Here is a 12,762-nt window from a genome sequence, read left to right on the forward strand (position 1 = left end):
TCTGATTTGATCTTTCGACTTGGAAGAGATCAAAATCAGAGGGTTATTCGATTATCTTGAGTTTTAGATCGGCTTGGTAATTTCTCCGATTAAACAAGAATTCATTTTATAGCGAATCTCTTTGTTAGATAGCCCATGGCCTAATAAAAACATAAGTTTGGTGACTGCACATTCCGGTGTACTGTCGTATCCACTGATAACTCCGGCTTCTAAAAGATGCATTCCAGTTTCGTAACGTCCCATTTCTACAGCACCGGAGGCGCATTGAGTAATGTTGACAATTACAATTCCACGATCGGTTGCTTCCTTCAATTGTTGAATAAACCACTCTTTTTGCGGGGCATTCCCGGAACCAAACGTTTTCAGTACAACCGCTTTCAGTCCCGGAACATGGAGCAGAGAGGTTACAATACCTTCCTGAATGCCGGGAAAAAGAGTTAGTATCACCACGTTGGTGTCGAATAAGTAGTGGGGTTTTAGCGGCTTGGTTAGGTCGGGCTGGCGAATTAAGTTAGGTTCGTACTTGATGTGAATGCCTGCTTTTGCCAATGGCGGATAATTGAACGAACGAAACGCATTGAAGTTTTCCGCATTGATCTTGGTAGTCCGGTTGCCACGCATCAAATGATTCTCGAAGAATATACATACTTCGGGGATCATGGCGGTACCTTCCGGATTTTTGGCGGCGGCAATTTCAATAGCTGTAATCAGATTTTCTTTTCCGTCCGTACGAAGTGTGCCGATGGGGAGCTGAGAGCCGGTAAGGATGACTGGTTTACTCAGATTCTCAAGCATGAAACTAAGTGCGGAGGCCGTATATGCCATCGTATCAGTACCGTGTAGAATCACAAAACCGTCGAAGTAATCATAGTTGTAATTGATAATCTTCACGAGCTTGGCCCAATAGGCAGGTTCCATATCCGATGAATCAATCGGAGGATCGAACTGATAAGAGGAGATGCGATAGTTGAATTTTTTAAGTTCAGGGACGTGCTTGAGCAAATGGTCGAAGTTGAAGTTTTCCAATGCTCCGGTTTCCGGATTTTCTATCATTCCGATTGTACCACCCGTGTAGATTAGCAAAACGGAAGGGGTTTTTACTCTCATGCTTATCGGTTTTCTGTTAAATCGCTGACAAATATAGGGATTTCTCGCGAATTATGAATTATGAATGATGAATTATTGGCAGCTAAAATAGATGCAAATAGGAGAAACTTATAATTAGCAAGTAAACGCTTGTGTTTTTTAACAGATCCGTTATTTCCCTTTTAGTTCATCATTCACAATTCCCGATTCGTAACATCAAATTATTTGATGCTCTTTTTGAGCTCGAGGATAGCCTTCTCCGCATCCTTTTCTTCTTCAAGCAGGGTGACAAAACGACTGCCGATAATGGCTCCCGAAGCATGTTCGCAAGCCGCATCGAAAGTTGCTTTATTCGAAATCCCAAAACCTACCATCAACGGATTGACCAACTTCATATCTTCTATTTTCTTGAAGTACGCTCGTTTCTGATCATCGAAATCGCGTTGTACGCCTGTGGTAGCGGCAGATGAAACCATATAGATGAAGCCATCGGTATGCGTATCAATCTCGCGTACGCGCTCTTCACTGGTTTCCGGAGTGATGAGCATAATTACTTTTACGTTATGGCGTTCGGCAATGCTGCGGTAGTGCTCCTGATAATCACGAAACGGAAGATCGGGAATAATTACTCCATCAATGCCGCACTTCACACATTGTTTGCAGAAGTGCTCGAAGCCAAATTGCATGATGGGGTTGAGATAGCCCATCAATACCAAAGGGATAGTTACATCGCTGCGGATGTCTCGCAATTGATCGAACAGCAATTTGAGTGACATTCCATTGCGGAGTGATTGAGTAGCTGCATGTTGGATAACGGCACCGTCGGCCATTGGATCACTAAAGGGAATACCGATTTCGATCATCTCGACTCCGTGCTTCTCGAGGGTACGGATAATGTGAGCCGTACTGTCTACTGTCGGATGTCCGGCGCAGAAGTAGATAGACAATAGATCTTTCTTGTTGCTACTAAAGAGTTGATTAATTCTGTTCATGACTATTGTAATTTGATTTGTTTATTGTTTGAGATTGTTTAAAAAGGTGCGAATCCGCTCGCTGTCTTTCTCTCCCGGGCTGAGTTCGAAGCGGCTATTGATATCATAGCCAGCTAGTAACGGATGGTTGAAAGCACAAAGAGCCTGAGCACTTTCCATGCGTATGCCTCCACTAAGCAGGAAAGGTGTTTTTCCTTGGTAAGAAGGTAACAGGCACCAATTGAACTGAGTGCCTGATCCGCCGTGCTGCTCGCACTGTGTGTCGAAGAGGAAAAGATCGCATGAGTCTTCATACTCATCCGTCTTTTTCAAATCGGAAGAATCGGCTATGGAAAACACTTTGATCAGTTTCACGCCTGCGGCACGCAACGAACGGCAGTAAGCCGGTGATTCCTTTCCATGCAGTTGCACATAGTCCAAGCCGAAGCGATCGGCATACATGCGGACTGTTTCTTTCTTTTCGTTGACAAACACGCCTACACGTTTGGCGCGAGTAGGCAAGTAGCCCGGAAGCTCGTGTACATAACGGGGAGACTTGGAATAGAAGATGAATCCCAGCATATCTATTTCTTGCATGGCTTCTATCTCTTGTATATTCTCAGCATGCCGCATGCCGCATACCTTGATTATTTTTCCGTTTATCATAGAACTGGCTGTTTTAAGTGAATGAAATTAAGTTTATCGGGTGCCCTGTACGAATTCTTGCAAGGATTCGCCCGGCTGCGGTGTTTTCATGAAGGTTTCGCCAATCAGGAAGCCACGGAATCCGGCCTGGCGGAGACGTTTGACTGTTTGCGGATCAGATATTCCACTTTCAGAGATAAGAACACTCTCCTGAGGTAGTTGTTCAGCCAAGCGGAATGAGTTTTCTACATTGGTGAAGAATGTACCCAGATTTCGGTTGTTGACTCCGACCATATCTATACCTTTATATATATAAGGTAATTCGTCCGCACTGTGGATTTCGAGCAATACTTCAAGGCCTAGTTCGTGGGCTTTCTCAGTCAGGGCGTGGCACTGCTCCGGTTGCAGAGCAGCTGCGATAAGTAGTACAGCGTCTGCACCCACGATCTTTGCCTGATAAAGTTGGTATTCGTCGATGATGAAGTCTTTCCGAAGAATAGGGATATTCACCAACGGGCGGGCGGTACGAATATCTTTCAGGCCACCGCCGAAGAACTTCTCGTCAGTCAGTATCGATAGTGCAGAAGCTCCTGCGGCAAGATAGGCCGGAACAATCTCTTCGACTCGTGCTTCCTGTTTAATCCAACCTTTGGATGGAGAGCGGCGTTTGAACTCAGCTATAATGCCCGAGTCGGAGGCAATTAATGCCTGTTTCATGGAACGTGCTTCCGGAATACCTTCGATACTTTCCAGTAACTGGTCGATGGTAATCGTTTGTTTTTGAAGATCGACCTCAAAACGTTTGTTAGCTATAATTTCGGATAATATATCTTTCATTGCGGATCTTAGTTATTGAGTTCGATGAATTTTTTCAGAGTCGCTAATGCCTGTCCACTTTCTAACGATTCTTTGGCAAGTGCGATACATTCCTCGATCGGTTTCTCCGGACGCATCACTTGAATGGCAAAAGCAGCGTTGATAATGACCACATTCTTCTGAGCGTCGGTGGCTGTATTACTCATGACGCTATCGAATATCCGGGCAGCTTCTTCGGGTGTTTGACCGCCATCTAGTTCCGTGTCGAGACAACGGGCAAAGCCCAACCCTTCGGGCGTATATATCTTTTCATTGCCGCAAGTGGCTACCTTGAAACTATCCGTGAGTGATATCTCGTCATACCCGTCGAGATTGTGAACAACGGCAAACTTCGTTTGGCTCTCCTGATATGTGTACGTATACAGCCGTAGCAACGGAAGATTGTATACACCTAATAGTTGATAAGTCGGAATGACTGGATTAACCAGTGGTCCAAGCATGTTGAAGAACGTACGTACGGCCAAGGCCTTGCGGATGGGGGCGACTGCTTTCAATGCCGGATTGAATAAAGGAGCATGCAGATAAGCAATGTTGCACTTCTCGATGCTGCGGCGCAAATGGTCGACGTCGCTGGTAAACTTGACGCCGTGTTGTTCCATCACGTTACTGGCTCCGCTTACGGACGTTGCACCGTAGTTGCCATGTTTAACAACCGGGAAACCTGCACCGGCTACGGTAAAGCAAGCGGCGGTGGAGATGTTGAATGTATTCTTTCCATCGCCTCCTGTGCCTACAATGTCGATGGGAGAGAACTCACTCAAGTCCACCGGAACACGCATTTCCAACAATGCGTCGCGGAAGCCGCAAAGTTCTTCAACGGAAATGTTACGCATCAGGAAAACGGTTATCAGAGATGCTACCTGTACGTCATTGTATTGACCTTGCGTGATGTTTTGTAAGATGGTACGGGCCTCGTCGCGACCCAGATATTGATGCTCGAAAAGCTTATATAGAATTTGTTTCATGAGGTTATTCGTTTAAAAAGTTTCTGATGATTTCTTTTCCTTGCGGGGTGAGAACCGACTCGGGGTGGAACTGTATGCCGCGCACGTCGTACGTTTTATGATGAAGTGCCATAATCTGCCCTTCTTCGCTTTCGGCTGTGATTTCCAGACAATTGGGAAAGTGGTCACGACTCACGACCCAAGAGTGATAACGTCCGACAAGCAGCGAGTGTCCGAGACGGTTGAACAATACATCTTCGCGGATGATGTTTACAGGTGTTTGTACGCCGTGATACACATCTGTCAGGTTTTCGAGTGTAGCACCGAAAGCTTCCCCGATCGCTTGATGTCCCAGACAGACTCCTAATATACTTTTGCTGGGTGCATATTGCTTGATGACAGGTAGTAACAGTCCCGCTTCTTCCGGAATACCCGGTCCCGGTGAAAGGATGATTTTATCGAATCGGTCTACCTCTTTAAGAGCTATCTGGTCGTTGCGGAATACCTCTACATCGGTTGCCCCCAGTTCTTTCACCACATGCAATAAATTATAAGTGAAAGAGTCATAGTTGTCTAAAAGTAATATTTTCATTGTTTTAGTTTTTGAGGGTGACTGCTATATCTATTGCTTTCTTGAGTGCGCCGAGCTTGTTGTTAACTTCCTGTAGCTCGTATTCTTCCTGACTGCGTGCTACGATACCACCTCCTGCTTGGATCCATAATTCGTTGTTACGGCTGACAAATGTGCGGATGGTAATCGCTTGGTTTAGCTCACCGTTTAGTCCGATGAAACCAATGCAACCGCCATATGCTCCTCGGTTGTGAGGCTCGATGTCGCTGATCAGCTGCATGGCGCGTATTTTGGGTGCGCCGCTGAGCGTACCTGCGGGGAAGGTGTCGATGAAGCTTTTCATCTTGTCGGCATTCTCATTCAGTACTCCGCTTACACGGCTTACTAAGTGAATGACGTGACTATAATATTGGGGCTCTTTGTAAAACACGACCCGTACATCGTGGCAGTTACGGGAGAGATCGTTGCGTGCGAGGTCGACCAACATCACGTGTTCCGCATTCTCTTTGGGATCGGCAAGCAAGGCTTCTGTCAACTCCTTGTCTTTCACCAAGTCACCTGTTCGGCGGGTTGTTCCGGCAATCGGATCAATGTAGGCGTTTCCGTCTTTGATTTTGCAGTGCGTCTCAGGTGAAGAACCGAAAATACGATAACCTCCGAAGTCAAAATAGAAGAGGTAAGGAGAGGGATTGATGCTTCGTAAAGCACGATACACTTTAAAATCGTCTCCGGCATAAGGTTGAATGAAGCGTCGGGAAAGTACGATCTGAAAAACATCGCCACGTAGGCAGTGAGCAATACCCTTGCGTACGTTCGCTTTGTGTTCTTCGTCTGTGATTGGGCTGGTTGCCGGTCCGGTTACGGAGAAATTATAGGAAGCGTAATTCCGGTTTTCGATGGCCGATTCAAGTTGGTCCAATCCGCTTTCTTCGCCTTCAGCAAGCATCTCGATCAATGCCAACTCATTCTTGAAGTGATTGAACACAATCACATATTTATATAATATGTAAAGTATGTCGGGGGCGTCATTCTCTTCGGCATGACTCTCTTTGATCGAGATGTTTTCGAAGTACTTCACGGCATTGAATGTGGTATATCCATATAGTCCGCAAACATTTTTGTCCGCTCCGCTGACCTGAAACTGACTGATGAATTGATTTATCGCTTTTTCAACGGTAAACGACTTAGTCAGCGGCTCCTGATGACGGCTGTTGTCCGGATAGGAGGTGGTAACGATACCGTCGTTTATACCGATACTTGCCAATGGGCAGAGTGCGATGAATGATAAAGAGTTCTCGTCGGCGTGATAATCTGAACTCTCCATTAGAGCCGACTGCGGATACATATCGCGTACTTTCAGGTAAATGCTGACAGGAGTATGCATATCGCCCAGCACCTGTTTGCTATGGGTGGTATAATTGAAAATCTTGCTCAGACCTTTTTCCTGTGGAACAGAGGTCGGTTTGGATTGCTGATTTGTATTATTCATACGTTTCTTCTATTATAAAATGATCCTTATTTGGTAGATACTTTTGCGATATACTTAAGCGAGAGTCGAAGCGAAGTTCAGGTATGTTTCAATATCTTTGTCTCCTCGTCCGGAAACGGTTAGCACTACCACATCGTTCGGTTTGAATGTATGCTTCTTCAATGCACCGAGTGCGTGTGCCGATTCCAATGCGGGAATGATGCCTTCCAATTTGGTCAGCTCGTAGGCTGCCTCTATAGCTTCGTCGTCGTTGACAGCCAGAACAGTAGCCCGTTTTTGTGCGGCAAGGTTGGCGTGTAAGGGACCGATGCCCGGATAATCCAAACCGGCGGAGATAGAATAAGGTTCTTCAATCTGTCCGTCTTCATTCTGAATGACGTATGTACGAGATCCATGGATGATACCTGTCTTACCCAGATGAATGGTGGCTGCCGTCATTCCGCTGTCTATTCCTTTGCCACCTGCTTCTGCAAGAATAATGCGAATACGGGTGTCGTCGATGTAGTGGTAAATCGTTCCTGCCGCATTGCTTCCTCCGCCTACGCAGGCAATTAGGTAATCAGGATAGTCGCGTCCCTCTTTCTCTTGCAATTGCTTTTTGATTTCTTCGCTGATGACCGATTGCAAACGTGCTACCATGTCCGGATAAGGGTGTGGACCAACAGTTGAACCAATGATGTAAAACGTATTGGTGGGATGACAACACCAGTCGCGGATGGCTTCGTTTGTAGCGTCCTTCAAGGTCATATTGCCCGAAGTAACGGGTATCACGGTTGCTCCGAGCATCTTCATTTTCTCCACATTGATATGTTGGCGTTCTACATCCGTTTTGCCCATATAGACGATACATTCTAAGTTCATCAGTGCACAAACGGTAGCCGTTGCTACACCATGCTGTCCCGCACCTGTTTCGGCAATGATCCGCTTCTTACCCATGCGGCGGGCTAATAGGATTTGCCCAATGGTATTGTTGATTTTGTGGGCTCCGGTATGGTTCAAGTCTTCTCGTTTGAGGTAAATCTTACAACCGTATTTTTTGGAAAGGCGATGAGCCAGATAGAGTGGGGAAGGGCGTCCTACATAGTCGCGAAGTAACTGGTCGAATTCTTGTTTGAAGTCCTCACTCTGGAGCACTTGGAGGTACGTTTCTTTTAATTCGTCTACACACTTGTGAAGAATCTCGGGTACGTAAGCACCGCCAAACTCTCCGTAATAACCATCCTGATCTGCTAAGAAACTTTTCATAATTTACTGTTTTTATTTATTGTTTTTTTATTGATTTCGGGAAAAAAGAAAATAAAAAGAGCCCTGCCGCAAGTTGCGACAGGGCTCTTTCAAATTTGTTATATCTTTAGTTAAGTATATACATGTGAGCACTGCTCCCTTACGATTGTCGGAGTTGTAAAGGGTGCCACCACCAATATGTATTTACTAACATTGTTCTCATGTCTTTTTCTGTTATTTCGAGGCAAATATAAACACTTTGTTTTAAATGGCAAATGTTTTCTGACTTTTTTTTATTTTCCGGTTCTTTTTTGTCATAGAACTATTTGGTGGACTTATCTGTTTTACTCTAAATAAACGTTCAAATAAAACTATCACTTATGAAACAAAGAAAAGCTTTGATTGGAATTGCAGTTGTGATTTTTATCCTTTTGTTGCTCTATTGGTTGTTTGTGGCGGAAGATCTCAATGCATGGTTTGCCGGGTAAACATCTGATCTGTAAGAAGCGGGCACCAGAATCATTTCTCTGATATAAATCAGGAGATGGTAGCTACATTCCGCAGTCACTTTTAGTTTTATTTCTTATCTTTGCATAGAAAGTATAGGGGCCTTTTATTGAGGTCCCCATGGAATTAAATTAACTATTCAGCTATATGGAGAATTTTATTTTTCAGAATCCCGTGAAACTGATAATGGGGCGTGGGATGATTGCTCAGTTGGCAAAAGAAATACCTGCAGACAAACGTGTGATGATTACGTTTGGAGGCGGTAGTGTAAAGAAGAATGGTGTTTACGATCAGGTAAAGGCTGCTCTCAAAGATTATTTTACGGTTGAATTTTGGGGCATTGAGCCTAATCCAGCTATAGAAACGCTCCGCAAGGCAATTGCATTGGGGAAAGAACAGAAAGTCGATTACTTATTGGCTGTAGGCGGTGGTTCGGTGATTGACGGTACAAAGTTGATTGCTGCCGGATTACTATATGAGGGAGATGCGTGGGACTTGGTCCTGGCCGGACGTGCGGCAAGAAAGACAGTGCCGCTTGCTACTGTACTAACATTACCTGCCACCGGTTCGGAAATGAATAACGGTGCGGTGATTTCCCGTCATGAAACGAAAGAGAAGTTTCCTTTTACGGGCAACTATCCGATGTTTTCCATTCTCGATCCGGAAGTTACGTTTACGTTGCCTCCTCATCAAGTGGCTTGTGGCTTGTCGGATACATTTGTTCATGTGATGGAACAGTATATCACAACGCCCGGACAGAGCCGTGTGATGGATCGTTGGGCAGAGGGAATCTTGCAGACTTTGGCTGAGATTGCTCCGAAAATCCGCGAGAACCAGCACGATTATCAGTTGATGGCTGATTTTATGCTGTCCGCTACAATGGCGTTGAACGGATTTATAGCCATGGGTGTGTCGCAAGACTGGGCAACGCATATGATGGGGCATGAGTTGACGGCCCTTCATGGGTTGACTCACGGACATACATTGGCTATTGTTTTGCCGGCTACGCTTCGTGTGTTGCGTGATGCCAAAGGCGATAAACTTGTGCAATACGGAGAACGGGTGTGGGGCATAACTTCTGGCACACGTGATGAACGGATTGATGAGGCTATTCGCCGGACGGAAGAATTCTTCCGCTCACTCGGACTCACTACTCGTCTGCATGAAGAGAATATCGGTCAGGAAACGATCGAAGAGATCGAACGTCGATTCAATGCTCGCAAAGCTGCGTACGGAGAAAATGGTAATGTAACGGGTGCAGTAGCTCGTCAGATATTGGAAAGTGCGCTTTAAGTAAGCTTCTTTCTCTTTACTTATAAGTCATAAAGGCTGCTTCTCTCAGATTTGTTCTGTGAGGAGCAGCCTTCTTTTATGGTACTAGGTGAGGAATTTCAATATAGTCTTTGGCTGACTGACTAAATTGGCAACGATATTACAGGGCTATATAAAGTGTATGGAACAGCTTTTGTTTCCTGTGACATCACGACCATCTTGATAGAAAGACTTAGCCATAGAATATAGAAAGAAAAAGGTTGCGAAGCCGTCTTAGTTCTTACCTTAATTCAGGGTATCGGTCTGTTTAGGATATAAAAGAGTAATTGAGGTAAGATTATCCTTAATTCGGGTACAATAGGGCCTGTTTGAATCGCGTAATTTTGTAACGTGGAAATTAGAAACAAATGAATATGAAACGAATTTTAATTTTAGCGACTATGGCAATAGCTGTTCTAACGGTATCGTGCAATGGACAATCCCGGAAAACAAGTACGGAGGCTTCGAAGAAGTCGAAGAAAGTGTTGGTGATCTCTTCAAGCCCCAGCAAAGGAGGTAATTCGGATTTGCTGTGCGATGAGTTTCTTAAAGGAGCTCAGGCGGCAGGGCACAAAGGAGAGAAGGTCTTTTTGGGAGATCTGGATATACGTTTTCTCAAGATCAAAGATGATTATAGCGATCGTAATTTAGGTATTAATGACGATGCTCCGAAGGTGGTAGCCAAGATGATTGAAGCGGATGTGATTGTGATGGCGACACCTATTTACAATGATAATATGTGTGGTCAGATGAAGACGATGCTAGATCGTGTCTTTGAAAGAGAACGTGAAGTGAGCAATAAAGAGTTCTACTTTATCATGACGGCGGGTGGTCGCAATACCGAATGCGCTTTGTTGGGATTCCGCAATTTTATCCATTACCTGCCCGGTTCGCAGGAGAAGGGAGTCATTGAAGGCACAGGCATATACCCGAAAGGTGCTGTGAAAGACAAGCCGGTAATGAAAGAGGCTTACGAGATGGGAAAGAATGTATAAGACATTGTCTATAATTTGAATTAAATACCGAACATAATGACAAACAATATCTTGAAAAAATATAGCATAGCTTTGATTATGTGCCTCTGCACAGCGGGAGCCTTATATGCAACCCGTCCAGACGGAGCTATAGTTGAAAAAACAGTAAACAATAATTTAAATTCCAATAGAACGATGAACGAAAATCTGAATTTAACTCAAAAATGGGATAAGGTGTTCCCAAAAAGTGATAAAGTGAATCAGAGCAAAGTAACCTTCCGAAACCGATACGGTATCACGTTGGTAGCTGACCTATATATACCGAAAGAGCAAGTTGCTGAGAAGATGCCTGCAATAGCCGTATCTGGTCCGTTCGGTGCCGTGAAAGAGCAGTCGTCAGGCCTTTATGCCCAAACGATGGCCGAACGCGGATTCCTGACTATTGCCTTCGATCCGTCCTATACAGGTGAGAGTGGCGGTGAGCCTTGCTATGTAGCTTCGCCCGATATCAATACGGAAGATTTCTGTGCCGCCGTCGATTACCTCTCAATACGTGATGATGTAGATCCCGAACGTATCGGAATTATTGGGATTTGCGGATGGGGTGGAATGGCCATTAACGCAGCCGCTATTGATACCCGAATCAAGCAACGGTTACCTCAACGATGTACGATATGAGCCGTGTAAATGCCAATGGTTATTTCGACTCGATGGATGCCGACGCACGGTACGAACTCCGTAAACAACTCAATGCTCAGCGCACTGTTGATGCTAAGAACGGTTCTTTCGCTTTAGGTGGCGGTGTGGTAGACCCGTTGCCCGTCGATGCTCCCGAATTCGTGAAAGATTATCATAGCTATTACAAGACCGATCGTGGTTATCACGAGCGTTCGCTTAACTCCAATGGAGGTTGGAACAAGACGTCTGCCCTTTCATTCATCAATATGCCTTTGCTTGCCTACAGTGACGAAATTCGCACTGCCGTGCTTCTGGTTCATGGCGAAAAAGCACATTCCCGCTATTTCAGTGAAGATGCTTTCAAGAAACTGAAAGGTGACAACAAGGAGCTGCTTATCATTCCCGGTGCAAGCCACGTAGATCTGTATGACAACCAAGCAGGTGTGATTCCTTATGATAAGATGGAACGGTTCTTTCGGGCAAATCTGAAATAAGAGAAGAGCTAAAAAGAGATTCTAGCGGGCGAATATGTCCGGGCAACTCTGTTCGATCCGAGGAATAAACAGGGTTGTCCAGAATCTATCTTGAATAATTCAAACCATGTAAGAAAAGCCAATCCCAGTATAAATGAATATACTGGGATTGGCTTATTTAAGTACCCCATTCGTCTACTGAAACTATGGAAATAGCGTTGCAGAAAAGTAGACTTCCCCTCCGGATGTATTAAAAAAGCAACTCCGAACCCTCTGCGAAATGCCAAATATGGCGACCCGGTTCGTTGCCCGATTTCGAACTTATTACAAACTCCGATTGTTATTTCTATATATTGGTAGAAAAAACTATATTCGCAAGAGTATTACGTATGGCTTATCTTAAATAAACAGATTATATGAAATCGATGAATTATTCTTTATTGCGTGCGATATGCGCGTTTGTAATTGGTTTGGTACTGGTACTTTGGCCCGATGCGGCTGTAAACTACTTGGTAATAACCATCGGAGTGTTGTTCCTCATTCCCGGAATTATCTCCATCATTGGCTACTTTGCAACGAAATCCGAAGATGGAATACCCAAACGATTCCCTATCGAGGGCGTGGGTAGCCTTTTGTTTGGCCTTTGGCTGGTGGTGATGCCCGGTTTCTTTACCGACATCCTGATGTTTATCCTGGGCTTTATTCTGGTATTGGGAGGCGTACAACAGATTGCTTCACTGATTACGGCACGGCGTTGGATGCGCGTTCCGATGGCATTCTACATTGTTCCTACATTGATTTTGATAGCCGGTCTTGTTGCCCTATTCAATCCCACGGGAGCTATCAACACGGCGTTTATGATTATCGGCGTAAGTAGTTTGGTGTATGCTGTTTCAGAGTTGGTGAACTGGTTCAAGTTCTCACGTCGCCGTCCTAAAAAGCCGGTAAATGCAGTGGCCGACATTGAAGATGCCCAGATTATAGAATGATAGAGTAGGGGGGGATAAAAAAAT

The 12,762-nt window shown here is 44.9% G+C and carries 11 protein-coding genes and 1 pseudogene; 4 read left to right on the forward strand and 8 right to left on the reverse strand.

Annotated elements, in window-relative coordinates; genetic code table 11:
* Positions 1-63: 63 nt before the first annotated feature.
* The 8 genes from JCM10512_RS17595 to trpB form a co-directional block, all read right to left on the reverse strand.
* On the reverse strand, positions 64-1,107 hold the full coding sequence (locus JCM10512_RS17595) for an asparaginase (protein WP_044165002.1): 1,044 nt from the start codon (positions 1,105-1,107) through the stop codon (positions 64-66).
* A 200-nt stretch (positions 1,108-1,307) separates the two neighbouring features.
* Positions 1,308-2,078: a tryptophan synthase subunit alpha gene (trpA, locus tag JCM10512_RS17600; RefSeq protein ID WP_044165003.1), complete on the reverse strand. Its 771-nt coding sequence runs from the start codon at positions 2,076-2,078 to the stop codon at positions 1,308-1,310.
* 21 nt (positions 2,079-2,099) lie between these two features.
* A complete protein-coding gene (locus JCM10512_RS17605) occupies positions 2,100-2,723 on the reverse strand; it encodes a phosphoribosylanthranilate isomerase (protein ID WP_044165004.1) in 624 nt (207 codons plus the stop codon).
* Between the two features lie 33 nt (positions 2,724-2,756).
* A complete protein-coding gene (gene trpC / locus JCM10512_RS17610) occupies positions 2,757-3,539 on the reverse strand; it encodes an indole-3-glycerol phosphate synthase TrpC (protein ID WP_044165006.1) in 783 nt (260 codons plus the stop codon).
* 8 nt (positions 3,540-3,547) lie between these two features.
* On the reverse strand, positions 3,548-4,543 hold the full coding sequence (gene trpD / locus JCM10512_RS17615; protein WP_044165007.1) for an anthranilate phosphoribosyltransferase: 996 nt from the start codon (positions 4,541-4,543) through the stop codon (positions 3,548-3,550).
* Between the two features lie 4 nt (positions 4,544-4,547).
* The gene (locus tag JCM10512_RS17620; protein WP_044165009.1) at positions 4,548-5,114 is read right to left on the reverse strand and encodes an anthranilate synthase component II; all 567 of its coding nucleotides are present in this window, start codon (positions 5,112-5,114) and stop codon (positions 4,548-4,550) included.
* 4 nt (positions 5,115-5,118) lie between these two features.
* Complete coding sequence (locus JCM10512_RS17625) at positions 5,119-6,477, reverse strand: anthranilate synthase component I family protein (protein ID WP_044165053.1); 1,359 nt, start codon at positions 6,475-6,477, stop codon at positions 5,119-5,121.
* 159 nt (positions 6,478-6,636) lie between these two features.
* Positions 6,637-7,827 carry a tryptophan synthase subunit beta gene (gene trpB / locus JCM10512_RS17630; protein ID WP_044165010.1) on the reverse strand — a complete coding sequence of 397 codons (1,191 nt, stop codon included), beginning with the start codon at positions 7,825-7,827 and terminating at the stop codon, positions 6,637-6,639.
* A gap of 633 nt (positions 7,828-8,460) precedes the next feature.
* On the opposite strand from trpB, the gene JCM10512_RS17635 reads away from it, so the two are divergent.
* The 4 genes and pseudogenes from JCM10512_RS17635 (at position 8,461) to JCM10512_RS17650 (ending at position 12,738) form a co-directional block, all read left to right on the forward strand.
* The gene (locus tag JCM10512_RS17635; RefSeq protein ID WP_044165011.1) at positions 8,461-9,606 is read left to right on the forward strand and encodes an iron-containing alcohol dehydrogenase; all 1,146 of its coding nucleotides are present in this window, start codon (positions 8,461-8,463) and stop codon (positions 9,604-9,606) included.
* Positions 9,607-9,998: 392 nt separating this feature from the next.
* Positions 9,999-10,619: a flavodoxin family protein gene (locus JCM10512_RS17640; RefSeq protein ID WP_244437278.1), complete on the forward strand. Its 621-nt coding sequence runs from the start codon at positions 9,999-10,001 to the stop codon at positions 10,617-10,619.
* A 78-nt stretch (positions 10,620-10,697) separates the two neighbouring features.
* A pseudogene (locus JCM10512_RS17645) lies at positions 10,698-11,770 on the forward strand (alpha/beta hydrolase).
* A 395-nt stretch (positions 11,771-12,165) separates the two neighbouring features.
* Positions 12,166-12,738, forward strand: coding sequence for an HdeD family acid-resistance protein (locus JCM10512_RS17650; protein ID WP_044165015.1), 573 nt, complete (start codon positions 12,166-12,168; stop codon positions 12,736-12,738).
* Positions 12,739-12,762 lie beyond the last annotated feature (24 nt).

Source organism: Bacteroides reticulotermitis JCM 10512, from assembly GCF_000517545.1.
GTDB lineage: Bacteria > Bacteroidota > Bacteroidia > Bacteroidales > Bacteroidaceae > Bacteroides > Bacteroides reticulotermitis.

Bases quoted from the DNA above. Each gene is read 5' to 3' on its own strand.
- JCM10512_RS17595 (WP_044165002.1), bottom strand. From the start codon at position 1,107: ATGAGAGTAAAAACCCCTTCCGTTTTGCTAATCTACACGGGTGGTACA.
- trpA (WP_044165003.1), bottom strand. From the start codon at position 2,078: ATGAACAGAATTAATCAACTCTTTAGTAGCAACAAGAAAGATCTATTG.
- JCM10512_RS17605 (WP_044165004.1), bottom strand. From the start codon at position 2,723: ATGATAAACGGAAAAATAATCAAGGTATGCGGCATGCGGCATGCTGAG.
- trpC (WP_044165006.1), bottom strand. From the start codon at position 3,539: ATGAAAGATATATTATCCGAAATTATAGCTAACAAACGTTTTGAGGTC.
- trpD (WP_044165007.1), bottom strand. From the start codon at position 4,543: ATGAAACAAATTCTATATAAGCTTTTCGAGCATCAATATCTGGGTCGC.
- JCM10512_RS17620 (WP_044165009.1), bottom strand. From the start codon at position 5,114: ATGAAAATATTACTTTTAGACAACTATGACTCTTTCACTTATAATTTA.
- JCM10512_RS17625 (WP_044165053.1), bottom strand. From the start codon at position 6,477: ATGCATACTCCTGTCAGCATTTACCTGAAAGTACGCGATATGTATCCG.
- trpB (WP_044165010.1), bottom strand. From the start codon at position 7,827: ATGAAAAGTTTCTTAGCAGATCAGGATGGTTATTACGGAGAGTTTGGC.
- JCM10512_RS17635 (WP_044165011.1), top strand. From the start codon at position 8,461: ATGGAGAATTTTATTTTTCAGAATCCCGTGAAACTGATAATGGGGCGT.
- JCM10512_RS17640 (WP_244437278.1), top strand. From the start codon at position 9,999: ATGAAACGAATTTTAATTTTAGCGACTATGGCAATAGCTGTTCTAACG.
- JCM10512_RS17650 (WP_044165015.1), top strand. From the start codon at position 12,166: ATGAAATCGATGAATTATTCTTTATTGCGTGCGATATGCGCGTTTGTA.